A 17,420-nucleotide genomic window follows, 5' to 3' on the forward strand; every position below is an offset into this window, starting at 1 on the left:
TGATTTCAGATCAGTAGAGAGGCCCCGCCGGCAACGGCGGGGCCTTTTTCGTTTCGGTTGTCGCCAGGATTTCGTCGATGAAGGCGCGCTTGCCGTGGGTGTAGATATCCCAATCGCCATTGGCCTGCTCTGCGAGTTGCCGCTTCAGGGCTTCGTAGCGGCTGGCGAGTTCGGGAGCGTCACGCAGCCGGTCCCTGAGCACTAGACGTGCCGCATGGGCGGCGTTGTCGTCTCCACAGAGATAGAGCCGCGTGCCATAGGCAAGCGTTGCCATAGTAAACGTCCACAGGCCGCTTGCGTGCGGGTCGCCGTGAAAGGTGTAGCCTGCGTTGCAGAGGCGAGCGCTGAGCCCCGGCAGCTCCGCTACGTCCGCTACCACCGCATCGATATCGATCTTCGGCTTCGCGGCCAGTCCGGGTATCGCCGTGCTTCCGATGTGGTGGATCTCGCGGACGAAAGGCGAGAGCAGGGCGGTGATGGAAAGCGCCCGCGCCTCAAAGAGCGACGGCCAGAGAGGATCATATTCGACCAGCGTGATGCGCGACATGCGAATCGATTCCGGTGAGGAGAGCTTCTGGCAGGATAGCGAATGCCCGCAGCGCCGCGACCATTTCTGAGTGGCGAGGCAATGACTTGCCTTTCTTTGTGGGGCACTCCGGCCGGCAGGGCAGGGGATAGATGCGATTGAATGCGGATTTTTTCGGATCGGCGTTGAAAGGTGCTTGTCATCCTCCGGCAAACTGAATATGAAGCCGCTGACTTGAGGCGGCGAGACGTTGTTGAACGGGCACGCAGCCGAATAGGGGTATAGCTCAGTTGGTAGAGCGGCGGTCTCCAAAACCGCAGGTCGGGGGTTCGAGCCCCTCTGCCCCTGCCATTCTCTCCAGGCTTGCATAAGAGCTGAGGGTTCGGCAGAGTAAGTTTAAGGATCGGTTAGCCGGTCGACGAAATTCACAGAAAAGACTGATTGGCTCTTGTGGTTTTTAGAATCGGTCTTTATGTAGGGTCCAAACAGACACGCGGTGCGTGGGGCTGAATCATCGGCTTTACGCGCCGTAATGGCGTGAGCATTACATGGCATCCAAAACGAATCCGGTAACGTTTCTGCAGCAGGTTCGCTCTGAAACGTCGAAAGTGACCTGGCCCTCTCGGCGCGAGACGATGATCTCGACGCTGATGGTCTTTGTCATGGTCTTTTTTGCCGCTGCCTTCTTCTTTGCTGCGGACCAGTTGATGGGTTGGGCGATCGGCCTCATCCTCAACGTTGGCGCTTGATTGGGTGGAGGCTAGTATGGCTGCGCGCTGGTACATTGTTCACGCCTATTCGAACTTCGAAAAGAAGGTCGCTGAATCGATCGAGGAAAAGGCCAAGCAGAAGGGTCTCGAGCACCTGTTCGAGAAGATTCTCGTGCCGACCGAGAAGGTTGTCGAAGTGCGTCGCGGCCGCAAGGTTGACGCCGAGCGCAAGTTCTTCCCGGGCTACGTTCTGGTTCGCGCCAACCTGACGGATGAGGCTTTCCATCTCATCAAGAACACGCCGAAGGTAACCGGTTTCCTCGGTACCGACAGCAAGCCGGTTCCGATTCCGGACCATGAAGCCGAGCGCATCCTCGGTCAGGTCCAGGATGGTGTCGAGCGTCCGAAGCCTTCGGTCTCGTTCGAGATCGGCGAGCAGGTTCGCGTTTCCGACGGTCCGTTCGCCTCGTTCAACGGCGTCGTTCAGGATGTCGACGAAGAGCGTTCGCGCCTCAAGGTCGAAGTTTCGATCTTCGGCCGCGCGACCCCGGTCGAGCTGGAATACGGTCAGGTCGAGAAGGTCTGATAAGGCCTTAAAAGGATAGGGTGGGTTTAGGCCCATTCTGGCGGAGAAATCCGCATGCGCGTGGAAGGATGCCGGCCTTAGCCGGGTCGGATGTTCCGTACCACGCAACCGCAGCCGCCGGCCATCGAGGTCGGCAAGAGCCGGGTAACTGGCATAACAGGTCCTTGGAGCGATCCGTCGCGAGGGGATTTTAGAAAGGCAGAGAGAAATGGCTAAGAAAGTTGCAGGCCAGCTCAAGCTGCAGGTGAAGGCTGGGGCGGCCAATCCGTCTCCGCCGATCGGTCCTGCGCTCGGTCAGCGTGGCATTAACATCATGGAATTCTGCAAGGCGTTCAATGCCGCCACGCAGGAAATGGAAAAGGGTATGCCGATCCCGGTCGTCATCACCTATTACCAGGACAAGTCCTTCACCTTCGTCATGAAGCAGCCGCCGGTCAGCTACTTCCTGAAGAAGGAAGCAAAGATCCAGTCCGGCTCGAAGACCCCCGGCAAGGGCGGTTCGGCTGGCAAGCTCACCAAGGCTCAGATCAAGTCGATCGCCGAAGCCAAGATGAAGGATCTCAATGCCGCCGATATCGAAGGCGCAATGGCCATGATCGAGGGCTCTGCCCGCGCTATGGGCCTGGAAGTGGTAGGCTAAGACCATGGCGAAGATTGCAAAGCGAGTACAGAAGTCCCGCGAGGGCGTTGACCCGACGAAGATCTACGGTCTTACCGAAGCCGTCTCGATGGTCAAGGAACGCGCAACTGCCAAGTTCGACGAAACCGTCGAAGTTGCGATGAACCTCGGCGTTGACCCGCGCCACGCTGACCAGATGGTCCGCGGCGTTGTCAACCTGCCGAACGGCACCGGCCGCTCGGTTCGCGTCGCCGTTTTCGCACGTGGCGCCAAGGCTGACGAAGCCAAGGCTGCTGGTGCTGACGTCGTTGGCGCAGAAGAGCTTGTCGAAATCGTCCAGGGCGGCAAGATCGATTTCGATCGCTGCATCGCCACCCCGGACATGATGCCGCTCGTCGGTCGCCTCGGTAAGGTTCTCGGCCCGCGTGGCATGATGCCGAACCCGAAGGTTGGCACGGTTACGATGGATGTCGCTGGTGCCGTCAAGGCTTCCAAGGGCGGCGCCGTTGAGTTCCGCGTCGAGAAGGCCGGTATCGTTCACGCTGGCATCGGCAAGGCGTCCTTCGACGCCAAGGCACTGGAAGAAAACATCCGTGCTTTCGCTGACGCCGTGATCAAGGCAAAGCCGACCGGCGCCAAGGGCAACTACGTCAAGCGCGTCGCGATTTCGTCGACCATGGGCCCGGGCCTCAAGATCGACCCGGCCACGCTCAGCGTCGCCTAAAGAATTTTCGGGCTTCGGCCCGGGAAAGAGTTTCCGGCCCTTCGGGGCCGGAAATCCGGATTTCGATCCGGAACTCCTGTCCGAGATTGCGGGTGGTTATACCTTAATCACTTCGGCCTGCATGAGACGGGTAAGATCTGAATTTCGCCATGACGCCGGAGGCGTCGAAATTCGGTTCGAACCTCGCTTGCCTTGTGTCAGACCCGGCTCTTCCGGGAACGCCAAGGGACAGGATCCTTAAGCGTTATCAGGGATCGAGCTCGATCTCGGGTGACAAAGGCAAACCCGATGGGGCTGCATTATTGCAACCCTGTCTACTGGAGACAGACAGTGGAAAGAGCGGAAAAACGCGAATTCGTCACGGAGCTGAACGAAGTCTTCAAGGCTTCCGGTTCGGTTGTCGTGGCCCACTATGCTGGTGTCACAGTTGCGCAGATGAACGACTTCCGTTCGAAGATGCGCGCTGCTGGCGGCACCGTCAAAGTCGCGAAAAACCGCCTGGCCAAGATCGCTCTTCAGGGCACCGAGTCGGAAGGGATGACCAATCTCTTCAAGGGTCAGACGCTGATCGCATACAGCGAAGACCCGATCACGGCTCCTAAGGTTGTCATGGATTTCGCCAAGACCAACGACAAGCTCGTTGTTCTCGGTGGCGCCATGGGCACGACCACGCTCAACGCCGAAGCAGTCAAGTCGCTTGCGACCCTGCCTTCGCTCGACGAGCTGCGCGCAAAGCTGCTGGGCCTTCTCAATGCCCCGGCAACCCGCGTCGCAACGGTTGTTCAGGCACCGGCAAGCCAGCTTGCTCGCGTGTTCTCGGCCTATGCCAAGAAGGACGAAGCCGCCTAAGGCGGATTTTCGCTGTTGTATTTAAAACCAGTTCGAACCGAACAAAAGGAAAAGTAAAATGGCTGATCTCGCAAAGATCGTTGAAGACCTCTCCTCGCTGACCGTTCTGGAAGCTGCTGAGCTTTCCAAGCTGCTCGAAGAGAAGTGGGGCGTTTCGGCTGCTGCTCCGGTAGCTGTCGCTGCTGCTGGCGGCGCTGCTGCTCCGGCTGCTGCTGAAGAAGAAAAGACCGAGTTTGACGTTATCCTCGTTGACGCTGGCGCCAACAAGATCAACGTCATCAAGGAAGTTCGCGGCATCACCGGCCTCGGCCTCAAGGAAGCCAAGGACCTGGTCGAAGGCGCTCCGAAGCCGGTTAAGGAAGCAGTTTCCAAGGCTGAAGCTGCTGACCTCAAGAAGAAGCTCGAAGACGCTGGCGCCAAGGTTGACGTCAAGTAATTCGGCTACATGCAAGGGGAGGTGGCCTTTTCAGGCCGCCTCTCTTTGACCGTTTTTAGAACATATTACCCAAAAGCCTGTCGAAAAACGGCTTTTGGGTAATGGGTTCTTCAAGAGGATGGTCTCGAACGGAAGGCAGCACAGCAATCCGCGCTGAGCGTTTTTCGTTGGTTGGACGAGATTGAACTACTCATTGATTGACGGGGTCGACTGGCCATCGGTTCCCGTCCGTTGCAGGCCCGGATGCAAGATTGACAAGGAGCGACGATGGCTCAGACCCTTTCGTTTAACGGTCGCAGGCGCGTACGCAAGTTTTTTGGTAAAATTCCAGAAGTCGCAGAAATGCCGAACCTCATCGAGGTTCAGAAGGCATCCTACGACCAGTTTCTGATGGTTGAAGAGCCCAAGGGCGGTCGCCCTGATGAAGGGCTCCAAGCTGTTTTCAAGTCCGTTTTCCCGATCAAGGACTTCTCGGGCGCATCGATGCTTGAATTCGTTTCGTACGAATTCGAGCCGCCGAAGTTCGACGTCGAAGAATGCCGTCAGCGCGATCTGACCTACGCAGCGCCGCTCAAGGTGACGCTGCGCCTCATCGTGTTCGATATCGACGAGGATACCGGCGCGAAGTCGATCAAGGACATCAAGGAACAGAACGTCTACATGGGCGACATGCCGCTCATGACCGACAACGGTACCTTCATCGTCAACGGCACCGAGCGCGTCATCGTTTCGCAGATGCACCGTTCGCCGGGCGTGTTCTTCGACCACGACAAGGGCAAGAGCCACTCGTCGGGCAAGCTGCTGTTTGCGGCCCGTGTCATTCCTTACCGCGGTTCCTGGCTCGACATCGAGTTCGACGCCAAGGATATCGTTCATGCCCGTATCGACCGTCGCCGCAAGATTCCGGTGACGTCGCTGCTGATGGCGCTCGGAATGGACGGCGAGGAAATCCTCGACACCTTCTACACGAAGTCGCTCTACCAGCGCGACGGCGAAGGCTGGCGCGTGCCGTTCCAGCCGGACGCCCTTAAGGGCCAGAAGGCCATCACCGAGATGGTCGACGCCGACACCGGCGAAGTCGTTGTTGAAGCTGGCAAGAAGCTGACCCCGCGTCTGCTGCGCCAACTGCAGGAAAAGGGCCTGAAGGCGCTCAAGGCGACCAATGATGACCTCTACGGCAACTACCTTGCCGAAGACGTCGTCAACTACAGCACCGGCGAGATCTATCTCGAAGCCGGCGACGAAATCGACGAGAAGACCCTTCCGGTCATCCTCTCGGCTGGTTTCGACGAGATCCCGGTTCTCGACATCGACCACATCAATGTCGGCGCCTACATCCGCAACACGCTGACCGTGGACAAGAACGAGAACCGTCAGGACGCCCTGTTCGACATCTACCGCGTCATGCGTCCGGGTGAACCGCCGACCATGGATTCCGCGGAAGCCATGTTCAACACGCTGTTCTTTGATGCCGAGCGCTACGACCTTTCGGCCGTCGGTCGCGTCAAGATGAACATGCGTCTCGACCTCGAAGTTGCCGACACCGTGCGCATCCTGCGCAAGGAAGACATCCTGGCTGTCGTCAAGATGCTCGTCGAGCTGCGTGACGGCAAGGGCGAGATCGACGACATCGACAACCTCGGCAACCGCCGTGTTCGTTCGGTCGGCGAGCTCATGGAGAACCAGTACCGTCTCGGCCTGCTCCGCATGGAGCGCGCGATCAAGGAACGCATGTCCTCGATCGAAATCGACACGGTCATGCCGCAGGACCTGATCAACGCGAAGCCGGCTGCGGCCGCCGTTCGCGAGTTCTTCGGTTCCTCGCAGCTGTCGCAGTTCATGGACCAGGTGAACCCGCTTTCGGAAATCACCCACAAGCGCCGTCTCTCGGCTCTTGGCCCGGGTGGTCTGACCCGCGAGCGCGCCGGCTTCGAAGTCCGCGACGTTCACCCGACCCACTACGGCCGTATTTGCCCGATCGAAACGCCGGAAGGCCCGAACATCGGTCTGATCAACTCGCTTGCAACCTTTGCCCGCGTCAACAAGTACGGCTTCATCGAAAGCCCGTACCGCAAGATCGTTGACGGCAAGGTGACGAACGACGTCGTCTATCTCTCCGCAATGGAAGAGGCGAAGTACCACGTTGCCCAGGCAAACTCGGTTCTCGAGAACGATGGCTCGTTCGCTGAAGAGTTCGTTGTTTGCCGTCACGCCGGCGAAGTTATGCTGGCGCCGCGCGACAATATCAACCTGATGGACGTTTCGCCGAAGCAGCTCGTTTCGGTCGCAGCGGCGCTCATCCCGTTCCTCGAGAACGACGACGCCAACCGCGCACTGATGGGCTCGAACATGCAGCGTCAGGCCGTGCCGCTGCTGCGCGCCGAAGCACCGTTCGTCGGTACCGGCATGGAGCCGGTCGTTGCCCGTGACTCCGGCGCTGCTATTGCAGCCCGTCGTGGCGGTGTCGTCGACCAGGTTGACGCGACCCGTATCGTTATCCGCGCCACCGAAGACCTCGATCCGTCGAAGTCGGGCGTCGATATCTACCGTCTGCAGAAGTTCCAGCGCTCGAACCAGAACACCTGCGTCAACCAGCGCCCGCTGGTCACCGTCGGTGACATCCTGAACAAGGGCGACATCATCGCTGACGGTCCGTCGACCGACCTCGGTGACCTGGCTCTCGGCCGCAACGCGCTCGTCGCGTTCATGCCGTGGAACGGCTACAACTACGAAGACTCGATCCTGCTCTCCGAGCGGATCGTGCGCGACGACGTGTTCACCTCCATCCACATCGAAGAATTCGAAGTGATGGCGCGTGACACAAAGCTGGGTCCGGAAGAAATCACTCGCGACATTCCGAACGTTTCGGAAGAAGCGCTGCGCAACCTCGACGAAGCCGGTATCGTTTATATCGGTGCAGAGGTTCAGCCGGGTGACATCCTCGTCGGCAAGATCACGCCGAAGGGCGAAAGCCCGATGACGCCGGAAGAAAAGCTTCTGCGTGCCATCTTCGGTGAAAAGGCCTCCGACGTTCGCGACACCTCGATGCGCATGCCCCCGGGCACCTTCGGTACCGTCGTCGAAGTTCGCGTCTTCAACCGCCACGGCGTTGAGAAGGACGAGCGCGCGATGGCGATCGAGCGCGAGGAAATCGAACGCCTCGCCAAGGACCGCGACGACGAACAGGCGATCCTGGACCGCAACGTCTACGCCCGTCTCGTCGACATGCTGCGTGGCCACACGGCCGTTGCCGGCCCGAAGGGCTTCAAGAAGGGCACCGAGCTTTCGAACCTCGTCGTCAGCGAATACCCCCGCTCGCAGTGGTGGATGTTCGCCGTCGAAGACGAAAAGGCTCAGGGCGAGATCGAAGCTCTTCGCGCCCAGTACGACGAATCCAAGTCGCGCCTTGAACAGCGCTTCATGGACAAGGTCGAGAAGGTCCAGCGCGGCGACGAAATGCCTCCGGGCGTCATGAAGATGGTCAAGGTCTTCGTCGCTGTGAAGCGCAAGATCCAGCCGGGTGACAAGATGGCCGGTCGTCACGGCAACAAGGGCGTCGTGTCGCGTATCGTACCGATCGAAGACATGCCGTTCCTGGAAGACGGCACGCATGTCGACGTCGTTCTGAACCCGCTCGGCGTGCCTTCGCGCATGAACGTCGGCCAGATCCTCGAAACCCACCTTGGCTGGGCTTGCGCCGGCATGGGTCAGAAGATCGGCGCGATGCTCGACGCCTACAAGGCAGGTGCCGATATCCAGCCGCTGCGCGACACCATCGACAGCGTCATCGGGTCGGGCCCGAAGGGTGAGCCGATCAAGCAGTACGACGACGAGTCGATCGTGCGCCTGGCCGAGCAGACCCGTCGCGGCGTTTCGATCGCAACGCCGGTCTTCGACGGTGCTGTCGAAGCCGACGTCAACGAGATGCTGGAGCAGGCAGGTCTGAAGGTGACCGGTCAGTCGACGCTCTATGACGGCCGTACCGGCGATCAGTTCGACCGCCAGGTGACCGTGGGCTACATCTACATGTTGAAGCTCAACCACCTGGTCGACGACAAGATCCACGCCCGTTCGATCGGTCCGTACTCGCTCGTCACCCAGCAGCCGCTCGGTGGTAAGGCGCAGTTCGGCGGTCAGCGCTTCGGGGAAATGGAGGTCTGGGCGCTCGAAGCGTACGGCGCCGCCTACACCCTGCAGGAAATGCTGACGGTCAAGTCGGACGACGTTGCCGGTCGTACCAAGGTCTACGAAGCGATCGTCCGTGGCGACGATACCTTCGAAGCGGGCATTCCGGAGAGCTTCAACGTTCTCGTCAAGGAAATGCGCTCGCTGGGCCTTTCGGTCGAGCTCGAAAACTCGAAGGTCGACGAGGCTGGCGCGGCGCAGTTGCCCGACGCAGCCGAGTAAAGAGACCCAAGGTGCGTGCCGCTCATGCGGCGCGCACCGTTTCCGCCGGGAGACGCTGACGTCTCCGGCAGGAACGAAGCCGCAGCCAATGCGGTTTTAGCTGTTTATGGGGCAGGGGCCGGCGCCCGGGATTTGTCGGCACCCTCGCCAAGCTCAGGGCGTAAAGCCCGTAAAGGAGACAGGCATGAACCAAGAGGTCATGAATCTTTTCAATCCGCAGGTGCCTGCACAGACCTTCGATTCCATTCGGATTTCGATCGCCTCGCCGGAGAAGATTCTTTCCTGGTCTTACGGTGAGATCAAGAAGCCGGAGACGATCAACTACCGCACGTTCAAGCCGGAACGCGACGGTCTGTTCTGCGCGCGCATCTTTGGACCGATCAAGGACTACGAGTGCTTGTGCGGCAAGTACAAGCGCATGAAGTACAAGGGCATCATCTGCGAAAAGTGCGGCGTCGAAGTGACGTTGTCGCGCGTTCGCCGTGAGCGCATGGGCCACATCGAGCTCGCCGCTCCCGTTGCCCACATCTGGTTCCTGAAGTCGCTGCCGAGCCGCATTTCGACGCTGCTCGACATGACGCTGAAGGATGTCGAGCGCGTTCTGTACTTCGAAAACTACATCGTCACCGAGCCGGGTCTGACGTCGCTGAAGGAAAACCAGCTCCTCAGCGAAGAAGACTACATGCTCGCCGTCGACGAGTTCGGCGAAGACCAGTTCACCGCCATGATCGGCGCCGAAGCGATCTACGAGATGCTCGCTTCGATGAACCTGGAAAAGATCGCCGGCGACCTGCGCGCCGAGCTCGCTGAGACGACCTCGGATCTGAAGCAGAAGAAGCTGATGAAGCGGCTGAAGATCGTCGAGAACTTCATGGATTCCGGCAACCGCCCGGAATGGATGATCATGAAGGTCGTTCCGGTGATCCCCCCGGATCTGCGTCCGCTCGTGCCGCTCGACGGTGGCCGCTTCGCGACGTCGGATCTGAACGATCTCTATCGCCGCGTCATCAACCGTAACAACCGTCTGAAGCGCCTGATCGAACTGCGCGCTCCGGGCATCATCATCCGCAACGAAAAGCGCATGCTGCAGGAATCTGTCGATGCGCTGTTCGACAACGGCCGTCGTGGCCGCGTCATCACCGGCGCCAACAAGCGTCCGCTGAAGTCGCTGTCCGACATGCTCAAGGGCAAGCAGGGCCGCTTCCGTCAGAACCTGCTTGGCAAGCGCGTCGACTATTCCGGCCGTTCGGTCATCGTGACCGGTCCGGAACTGAAGCTGCACCAGTGCGGCCTGCCGAAGAAGATGGCGCTCGAGCTGTTCAAGCCGTTCATCTACGCGCGTCTTGACGCCAAGGGCTTCTCGTCCACCGTCAAGCAGGCAAAGAAGCTCGTCGAAAAGGAAAAGCCGGAAGTCTGGGATATCCTCGACGAGGTCATCCGCGAGCACCCGGTTCTCCTCAACCGTGCGCCGACGTTGCACCGCCTGGGCATCCAGGCCTTCGAACCGACCCTGGTCGAAGGCAAGGCGATCCAGCTGCACCCGCTCGTCTGCACGGCCTTCAACGCCGACTTCGACGGTGACCAGATGGCCGTTCACGTGCCGCTGTCGCTCGAAGCTCAGCTCGAAGCCCGCGTGCTGATGATGTCGACAAACAACATTCTGCACCCGGCAAACGGCGCGCCGATCATCGTTCCGTCGCAGGACATGGTTCTCGGTCTCTACTACTTGTCGATCCTGAACCAGAACGAGCCGGGCGAAGGCATGGCGTTCTCGGACATGGGCGAGTTGCACCACGCGCTCGAAACCAAGGCCGTGACGCTGCACGCCAAGATCCGTGGCCGCTTCAAGACCGTCGACGCCGAGGGCAACCCGGTTTCGAAGATCTATGAAACCACGCCTGGCCGCATGATCATCGGCGAGCTGCTGCCGCGCAACGTCAACGTGCCGTTCGATACCTGCAACCAGGAAATGACCAAGAAGAACATCTCCAAGATGATCGACACGGTCTACCGTCATTGCGGCCAGAAGGACACGGTCATCTTCTGCGACCGCATCATGCAGCTCGGCTTCGCCCATGCCTGCCGCGCCGGCATTTCGTTCGGCAAGGACGACATGGTCATTCCGGACACCAAGGTGAAGATCGTCGGCGACACTGAAGCGCTCGTGAAGGAATACGAGCAGCAGTACAATGACGGCCTCATCACCCAGGGCGAAAAGTACAACAAGGTTGTCGACGCCTGGGGCAAGGCGACCGAAAAGGTCGCCGAAGAAATGATGGCCCGCATCAAGGCGGTCGAGTTCGACGACAATGGTCGCCAGAAGCCGATGAACTCGATCTACATGATGTCGCACTCGGGTGCTCGTGGTTCTCCGAACCAGATGCGCCAGCTGGGCGGCATGCGTGGCCTCATGGCCAAGCCGTCGGGCGAAATCATCGAGACGCCGATCATCTCGAACTTCAAGGAAGGCCTGACCGTTAACGAGTACTTCAACTCGACCCACGGTGCCCGTAAGGGTCTGGCAGACACCGCCTTGAAGACCGCGAACTCCGGTTACCTGACCCGCCGTCTCGTCGACGTCGCGCAGGATTGCATCGTCAACTCCGTCGATTGTGGCACCGACAAGGGCCTCACCATGACGGCGATCGTCGATGCCGGTCAGGTCGTGGCTTCGCTTGGCGCTCGTATTCTCGGCCGTACGGCTCTGGACGACATCGATCACCCGGTCACGGGCGCTCGCATCGTCGACGCCGGCCGGATGATCCTTGAACCGGATGTCATCGAGATCGAGAAGGCTGGTATTCAGTCGATCCGCATTCGCTCGGCGCTGACCTGCGAAATCCAGACGGGCGTTTGCGGCGTCTGCTACGGCCGCGACCTGGCTCGTGGTACGCCGGTCAACATGGGCGAAGCGGTTGGCGTTATCGCCGCACAGTCGATCGGTGAACCGGGCACCCAGCTCACCATGCGTACCTTCCACTTGGGCGGTACGGCGACCGTGGTTGACCAGTCGTTCCTCGAAGCGTCCTACGAAGGTACGGTTCAGATTAAGAACCGCAACATGCTACGCAACTCTGACGGCGTTCTCGTCGCCATGGGTCGTAACATGGCCGTCCAGATCCTGGATGAACGTGGCGTCGAGCGGTCCTCGCAGCGCGTTGCCTACGGTTCGAAGATCCTCGTCGACGACGGCGACAAGGTGAAGCGCGGTCAGCGTCTCGCCGAATGGGACCCCTACACCCGTCCGATGATGACGGAAGTGGAAGGTACCGTTCACTTCGAAGACGTCGTCGACGGCATCTCGGTTCTGGAAGCGACCGACGAGTCCACCGGCATCACCAAGCGTCAGGTTATCGATTGGCGTTCGACGCCGCGCGGTACGGACCTGAAGCCGGCGATCGTCATCAAGGACAAGAACGGCGCAGTCATGAAGCTGTCGCGTGGTGGCGACGCCCGCTTCATGCTTTCGGTTGACGCCATTCTGTCGGTAGAACCGGGCACGAAGGTTTCGCAGGGTGACGTGCTTGCACGTTCGCCGCTCGAAAGCGCCAAGACCAAGGACATCACCGGTGGTCTGCCGCGCGTTGCCGAACTGTTCGAAGCACGTCGTCCGAAGGATCACGCCATCATCGCTGAGATCGATGGTACGATCCGATTCGGCCGCGACTACAAGAACAAGCGTCGCGTTCTGATCGAGCCGGCGGAAGACGGTGTCGAGCCGGTCGAATACCTGATCCCGAAGGGCAAGCCCTTCCATCTTCAGGATGGCGACTACATCGAAAAGGGCGACTACATCCTCGACGGCAACCCGGCGCCGCACGACATCCTGGCGATCAAGGGCGTGGAAGCACTTGCTTCCTACCTGGTCAACGAAATCCAGGAAGTCTACCGACTGCAGGGCGTTGTCATCAACGACAAGCACATCGAGGTGATCGTCCGTCAGATGCTGCAGAAGGTTGAAATCACCGACGCCGGTGACTCGACCTACATCGTCGGCGACAACGTCGACCGCATCGAGCTCGAAGACGTCAACGACGGCCTGATCGAACAGGGCAAGAAGCCGGCTTACGGCGATCCGGTCCTGCTCGGCATCACCAAGGCCTCGCTGCAGACGCCGTCGTTCATCTCGGCAGCGTCGTTCCAGGAGACCACGAAGGTCCTGACGGAAGCCGCAATCGCCGGCAAGACCGACGGCCTGCAGGGTCTGAAGGAAAATGTCATCGTCGGCCGTCTGATCCCGGCCGGTACCGGCGGCACGATGACCCAGATCCGTCGCATCGCAACCGCGCGCGACGAAATGATCCTGGAAGAGCGTCGTCGCGGCACCGGTGCAGACGTGGCAACGCCGATGCTCGCCGATCTCGCAAGCGAGAACGCGGCAGCCGAATAATGGGGGAGGGCGTGTTCGCCCTCCAACCTCACAGAAGAAGAAGCCGCCGAGAGCGATCTCGGCGGCTTCTTCTTTTGCAAATACGGCCTTGGGAGCTGATGCGATGGGCTGTCTTGCAGCGTCTCAGCTGAAGCGGATGATCGCGACTTCGCCTTCGAGCGCACCCTGATAGGCGGACGCGTGCGGCTCTTCGCTCGGAACGTCGGTCAATGTGCCGATCTGGTCCAGGTCGGCCTCGAGAAAACCTTCTTCTGCAAGCGCGTTGAGCGCTTCGCGTACCGCGGTATCGTCGTCGGGCGCCTTCAGCATTACGTGAATGTCCACGCCGTCCTCGTCGCCGTCGGTCTCGTAGGCCTTGCCGATGATGATGAACACCATCGGCTCGTCCGGGGCATTGTCGTTGTCTGGGGTGACGGCCATTTTGTTTCCTTTCGAATGGGTTTGGTGCGACCTTAGCTTCCTTTTTGAATCAGCGCGATGGAAATGCAATGCCGCGCGGACGCTTCCGTTGAGAGCGAGTCGATCACCGTGGAAAACCCCCACAAAGTGGTTGCCGATTCCTTAATCCCGTCAGACACTCCGGGCACAGAAGGGCAGATGAGGCGGGCGCCAGGCGCCAAACCATGTGCAAAAGCCTTGTTTTTCAGGCATGCCGGGCGAACGCGTCCGGGAATATTTCTTAATTGCCCTTGACTGTTCGCCTTGAAATCAGTACACCCCGCCGCATCGGAGCCCATGTGAGGCTGGCTGGTTCGGAACGTCGCGTTCTGAAGTTCGCCTCAAACAAGGTTCGAAACGCACGCTGACGACTACAATGCTGCACGCACGACGCACGAAATAGTGCGTCCTCTGCTTTATTTGGGGCCATCTGCGGAAAAGGCGGATCGGCCCTTGTTTTGCGCATTTCATGAGGCGTTCGAAACTGCCGGCGACGGCAACGATCCGCCCGCAAGGGTAATGTGACAAGATTTTGCAAGGGATGGGTATATGCCTACCGTAAACCAGCTGATCCGTAAGCCTCGTCAGGCACAGGTAAAGCGCAACAAGGTTCCTGCTCTGCAGGAAAACCCGCAGAAGCGTGGCGTTTGCACCCGCGTTTACACGACGACCCCGAAGAAGCCGAACTCGGCTCTGCGTAAGGTTGCCAAGATTCGCCTGACGAACGGCTTCGAAGTCATCGGCTACATTCCGGGTGAAGGCCACAACCTTCAGGAACACTCGGTCGTGATGATCCGTGGCGGCCGCGTTAAGGACCTTCCGGGTGTTCGTTATCACATCATCCGCGGTGTTCTCGATACTCAGGGCGTCAAGAACCGCAAGCAGCGCCGTTCGAAGTACGGTGCGAAGCGTCCGAAGTAATTCGGTTTTGAAAATCCCGGCGCTGCGCGAGGTCCTCCGCGTGGTAGAGCGCTAAATAGTTTGAAGAGACGAGAAGTATGTCCAGACGTCATAGAGCAGAAAAGCGTGAGATCAACCCGGATCCGAAGTTCGGTGATCTGGTTGTCACGAAGTTCATGAATGCGATCATGCTGCACGGCAAGAAGTCGGTCGCTGAAACCATCGTTTACGGTGCGTTCGATGCGGTTCAGGCCAAGCTGAAGCAGGAGCCGATCGCTGTATTCCATTCCGCGCTCGACAACATCGCGCCGCACGTTGAAGTGCGTTCGCGTCGCGTTGGTGGTGCAACCTACCAGGTTCCGGTCGACGTTCGTCCGGAGCGTCGCCAGGCTCTCGCCATCCGTTGGCTGATCACGGCTGCACGCAAGCGCAACGAAACGACCATGGTTGATCGCCTCTGCGGCGAACTCATGGACGCAGCGAACAACCGTGGTAGCGCCGTGAAGAAGCGCGAAGACACGCACAAGATGGCTGATGCCAACCGTGCGTTCTCGCACTATCGCTGGTAATTCTGGCGCGAACGTCTCAAGAGGCAGTCCACTATGGCACGCGAATACAAAATCGAAGATTACCGTAACTTCGGTATCATGGCGCACATCGACGCCGGCAAGACCACGACGACCGAGCGCATTCTCTACTACACCGGCAAGTCCCACAAGATCGGCGAAGTCCACGACGGCGCCGCTACCATGGACTGGATGGAGCAGGAACAGGAACGCGGCATCACGATCACGTCTGCTGCGACGACCACCTTCTGGAAGGGTCGTGACGGCAAGGCTCGCCGCTTCAACATCATCGACACCCCCGGCCACGTTGACTTCACCATCGAAGTCGAGCGTTCGCTGCGCGTTCTCGACGGCGCCATCGCGCTGCTCGACGCCAACGCCGGTGTTGAGCCGCAGACGGAAACCGTCTGGCGTCAGGCGGAAAAGTACAACGTTCCGCGCATGATCTTCTGCAACAAGATGGACAAGACCGGCGCGGACTTCTACCGCTCGGTCGAGATGATCAAGACCCGTCTGGGCGCGATCGCCGTCGTCATGCAGCTGCCGATCGGCGCTGAAACCGAGTTCAAGGGTGTTATCGACCTGGTCGAGATGAACGCTCTCGTCTGGCGCGACGAATCGCTCGGCGCCCAGTGGGACGTCGTCGAGATTCCGGACGACATGAAGGACAAGGCCGAAGAATATCGCGAGAAGCTGATCGAGACCGTTGTCGAGATCGACGAAGCCGCGATGGAAGCCTACCTCGAAGGCAACATGCCCTCGAACGACAAGATCCGCGAACTCGTTCGCCGCGGCACCATCGACGTGAAGTTCCACCCGATGTTCTGCGGTACCGCGTTCAAGAACAAGGGCGTTCAGCCGCTTCTCGACGCGGTTGTCGACTACCTGCCGTCGCCGCTCGACATTCCGGCGATCAAGGGCATCGACGCCAAGACCGAAGCCGAGATCGAGCGTCACGCTGACGACGCCGAGCCGCTTTCGATGCTCGCGTTCAAGATCATGAACGACCCCTTCGTCGGTTCGCTGACCTTCGCACGCATCTATTCGGGCAAGCTCGAAAAGGGCTCGTCTGTCATGAACACGGTCAAGGACAAGCGCGAGCGCGTCGGCCGTATGCTGCAGATGCACTCGAACTCGCGTGAAGACATCGAAGAAGCCTTCGCAGGCGACATCGTTGCTCTTGCCGGTCTCAAGGAAACCACCACGGGTGACACGCTTTGCGATCCGCTGAAGCCGGTTATCCTCGAGCGCATGGAATTCCCGGAGCCGGTCATCCAGATCGCGATCGAGCCGAAGTCCAAGGGCGACCAGGAAAAGATGGGCCTCGCGCTCAACCGCCTGGCAGCTGAAGACCCGTCGTTCCGCGTCAAGACCGACCAGGAATCCGGCCAGACGATCATCGCTGGCATGGGCGAACTTCACCTCGACATCATCGTCGACCGTATGCGTCGCGAGTTCAAGGTTGAAGCCAACGTCGGTGCTCCGCAGGTTGCCTACCGCGAAACCATCACGCGTCAGCACGAAGAAGACTACACGCACAAGAAGCAGTCCGGTGGTACCGGTCAGTTCGCGCGCGTCAAGATCGTGTTCGAACCGAACCCGGATGGCGAAGATTTCGTCTTCGAATCCAAGATCGTCGGTGGTGCTGTTCCGAAGGAATACATCCCGGGCGTTCAGAAGGGTATCGAAAGCGTTCTGTCTTCGGGTCCGCTCGCTGGCTTCCCGATGCTCGGCGTCAAGGCGACGCTCATCGACGGTGCATTCCACGACGTCGACTCGTCGGTTCTCGCCTTCGAAATCGCATCGCGTGCTTGCTTCCGTGAAGCGGCCAAGAAGGCTGGTGCACAGCTTCTCGAGCCGATGATGAAGGTCGAAGTCGTAACGCCGGAAGACTACGTCGGCGACGTTATCGGCGACCTGAACTCCCGCCGTGGCCAGATCCAGGGCCAGGAATCGCGTGGCGTTGCCGTTGTGATCAACGCAAACGTTCCGCTGGCGAACATGTTCAAGTACGTCGACAACCTGCGCTCCATGTCTCAGGGCCGCGCGCAGTACACGATGACCTTCGATCACTACGCGCCGGTTCCGTCGAACGTCGCGCAGGAAATCCAGGCGAAGTATTCCGGTCAGAAGTGACCGGAATACCAAGACGCTGACAGAAGTTAAAAGTTTTCCCCGGTAGGGGATAGAAAACGGAGAGCCGGAAATGGCAAAGAGCAAATTTGAGCGCAACAAGCCGCACGTTAACATTGGCACGATTGGCCACGTT

General features: G+C 59.6%; 13 protein-coding genes, 1 tRNA gene and 1 pseudogene. 13 read left to right on the forward strand and 2 right to left on the reverse strand.

From position 1 onward, the window contains the following. Positions 1 to 10: 10 nt before the first annotated feature. Positions 11 to 547, reverse strand: a complete 537-nt coding sequence (locus tag ASE71_RS05585) for a GrpB family protein (protein ID WP_034795470.1) — start codon at positions 545 to 547, stop codon at positions 11 to 13. Between the two features lie 254 nt (positions 548 to 801). On the opposite strand from ASE71_RS05585, the gene ASE71_RS05590 reads away from it, so the two are divergent. From ASE71_RS05590 to rpoC, 9 genes are all read left to right on the forward strand, one after another. After that, positions 802 to 877, forward strand: a tRNA-Trp gene (locus tag ASE71_RS05590). Positions 878 to 1,074: 197 nt separating this feature from the next. Further along, the gene (gene secE / locus ASE71_RS05595; RefSeq protein WP_034795473.1) at positions 1,075 to 1,275 is read left to right on the forward strand and encodes a preprotein translocase subunit SecE; all 201 of its coding nucleotides are present in this window, start codon (positions 1,075 to 1,077) and stop codon (positions 1,273 to 1,275) included. 16 nt (positions 1,276 to 1,291) lie between these two features. Further along, on the forward strand, positions 1,292 to 1,822 hold the full coding sequence (gene nusG / locus ASE71_RS05600) for a transcription termination/antitermination protein NusG (protein ID WP_034795476.1): 531 nt from the start codon (positions 1,292 to 1,294) through the stop codon (positions 1,820 to 1,822). Between the two features lie 208 nt (positions 1,823 to 2,030). Beyond that, positions 2,031 to 2,462, forward strand: coding sequence for a 50S ribosomal protein L11 (gene rplK / locus ASE71_RS05605; RefSeq protein WP_034795479.1), 432 nt, complete (start codon positions 2,031 to 2,033; stop codon positions 2,460 to 2,462). Positions 2,463 to 2,466: 4 nt separating this feature from the next. Next, positions 2,467 to 3,165, forward strand: coding sequence for a 50S ribosomal protein L1 (gene rplA, locus ASE71_RS05610; RefSeq protein WP_034795482.1), 699 nt, complete (start codon positions 2,467 to 2,469; stop codon positions 3,163 to 3,165). Between the two features lie 330 nt (positions 3,166 to 3,495). Next, entirely contained in the window at positions 3,496 to 4,014 is a 519-nt protein-coding gene (gene rplJ, locus ASE71_RS05615) for a 50S ribosomal protein L10 (protein WP_034795485.1), read from the forward strand. A 58-nt stretch (positions 4,015 to 4,072) separates the two neighbouring features. Continuing rightward, entirely contained in the window at positions 4,073 to 4,450 is a 378-nt protein-coding gene (rplL, locus tag ASE71_RS05620; protein WP_034795489.1) for a 50S ribosomal protein L7/L12, read from the forward strand. Between the two features lie 267 nt (positions 4,451 to 4,717). Then, positions 4,718 to 8,857 carry a DNA-directed RNA polymerase subunit beta gene (rpoB, locus tag ASE71_RS05625; protein ID WP_034795492.1) on the forward strand — a complete coding sequence of 1,380 codons (4,140 nt, stop codon included), beginning with the start codon at positions 4,718 to 4,720 and terminating at the stop codon, positions 8,855 to 8,857. A 184-nt stretch (positions 8,858 to 9,041) separates the two neighbouring features. After that, a complete protein-coding gene (gene rpoC, locus ASE71_RS05630; RefSeq protein ID WP_034795495.1) occupies positions 9,042 to 13,247 on the forward strand; it encodes a DNA-directed RNA polymerase subunit beta' in 4,206 nt (1,401 codons plus the stop codon). Between the two features lie 123 nt (positions 13,248 to 13,370). On the opposite strand, the gene ASE71_RS05635 is transcribed toward rpoC, so the two are convergent. Next, on the reverse strand, positions 13,371 to 13,667 hold the full coding sequence (locus ASE71_RS05635) for a hypothetical protein (protein WP_034795498.1): 297 nt from the start codon (positions 13,665 to 13,667) through the stop codon (positions 13,371 to 13,373). Positions 13,668 to 14,234: 567 nt separating this feature from the next. Here ASE71_RS05635 and rpsL point away from each other — a divergent pair. From rpsL to ASE71_RS36360, 4 genes and pseudogenes are all read left to right on the forward strand, one after another. Then, entirely contained in the window at positions 14,235 to 14,606 is a 372-nt protein-coding gene (gene rpsL, locus ASE71_RS05640) for a 30S ribosomal protein S12 (protein ID WP_003507760.1), read from the forward strand. A 77-nt stretch (positions 14,607 to 14,683) separates the two neighbouring features. After that, positions 14,684 to 15,154 (forward strand): 30S ribosomal protein S7, encoded by a 471-nt coding sequence (rpsG, locus tag ASE71_RS05645; protein ID WP_034795512.1) that lies wholly within the window; start codon positions 14,684 to 14,686, stop codon positions 15,152 to 15,154. 33 nt (positions 15,155 to 15,187) lie between these two features. After that, entirely contained in the window at positions 15,188 to 17,287 is a 2,100-nt protein-coding gene (gene fusA / locus ASE71_RS05650; RefSeq protein ID WP_034795515.1) for an elongation factor G, read from the forward strand. Positions 17,288 to 17,357: 70 nt separating this feature from the next. After that, positions 17,358 to 17,420, forward strand: a pseudogene (locus ASE71_RS36360) (elongation factor Tu); the annotation flags it as partial.

The organism is Ensifer sp. Root954 (assembly GCF_001429005.1).
Lineage (GTDB): Bacteria > Pseudomonadota > Alphaproteobacteria > Rhizobiales > Rhizobiaceae > Ensifer > Ensifer adhaerens.

Bases quoted from the DNA above. Each gene is read 5' to 3' on its own strand.
- rpsL (WP_003507760.1), top strand. From the start codon at position 14,235: ATGCCTACCGTAAACCAGCTGATCCGTAAGCCTCGTCAGGCACAGGTA.
- rpsG (WP_034795512.1), top strand. From the start codon at position 14,684: ATGTCCAGACGTCATAGAGCAGAAAAGCGTGAGATCAACCCGGATCCG.
- ASE71_RS05585 (WP_034795470.1), bottom strand. From the start codon at position 547: ATGTCGCGCATCACGCTGGTCGAATATGATCCTCTCTGGCCGTCGCTC.
- ASE71_RS05635 (WP_034795498.1), bottom strand. From the start codon at position 13,667: ATGGCCGTCACCCCAGACAACGACAATGCCCCGGACGAGCCGATGGTG.
- secE (WP_034795473.1), top strand. From the start codon at position 1,075: ATGGCATCCAAAACGAATCCGGTAACGTTTCTGCAGCAGGTTCGCTCT.
- rpoB (WP_034795492.1), top strand. From the start codon at position 4,718: ATGGCTCAGACCCTTTCGTTTAACGGTCGCAGGCGCGTACGCAAGTTT.
- rplK (WP_034795479.1), top strand. From the start codon at position 2,031: ATGGCTAAGAAAGTTGCAGGCCAGCTCAAGCTGCAGGTGAAGGCTGGG.
- rplA (WP_034795482.1), top strand. From the start codon at position 2,467: ATGGCGAAGATTGCAAAGCGAGTACAGAAGTCCCGCGAGGGCGTTGAC.
- fusA (WP_034795515.1), top strand. From the start codon at position 15,188: ATGGCACGCGAATACAAAATCGAAGATTACCGTAACTTCGGTATCATG.
- rplL (WP_034795489.1), top strand. From the start codon at position 4,073: ATGGCTGATCTCGCAAAGATCGTTGAAGACCTCTCCTCGCTGACCGTT.
- rpoC (WP_034795495.1), top strand. From the start codon at position 9,042: ATGAACCAAGAGGTCATGAATCTTTTCAATCCGCAGGTGCCTGCACAG.
- nusG (WP_034795476.1), top strand. From the start codon at position 1,292: ATGGCTGCGCGCTGGTACATTGTTCACGCCTATTCGAACTTCGAAAAG.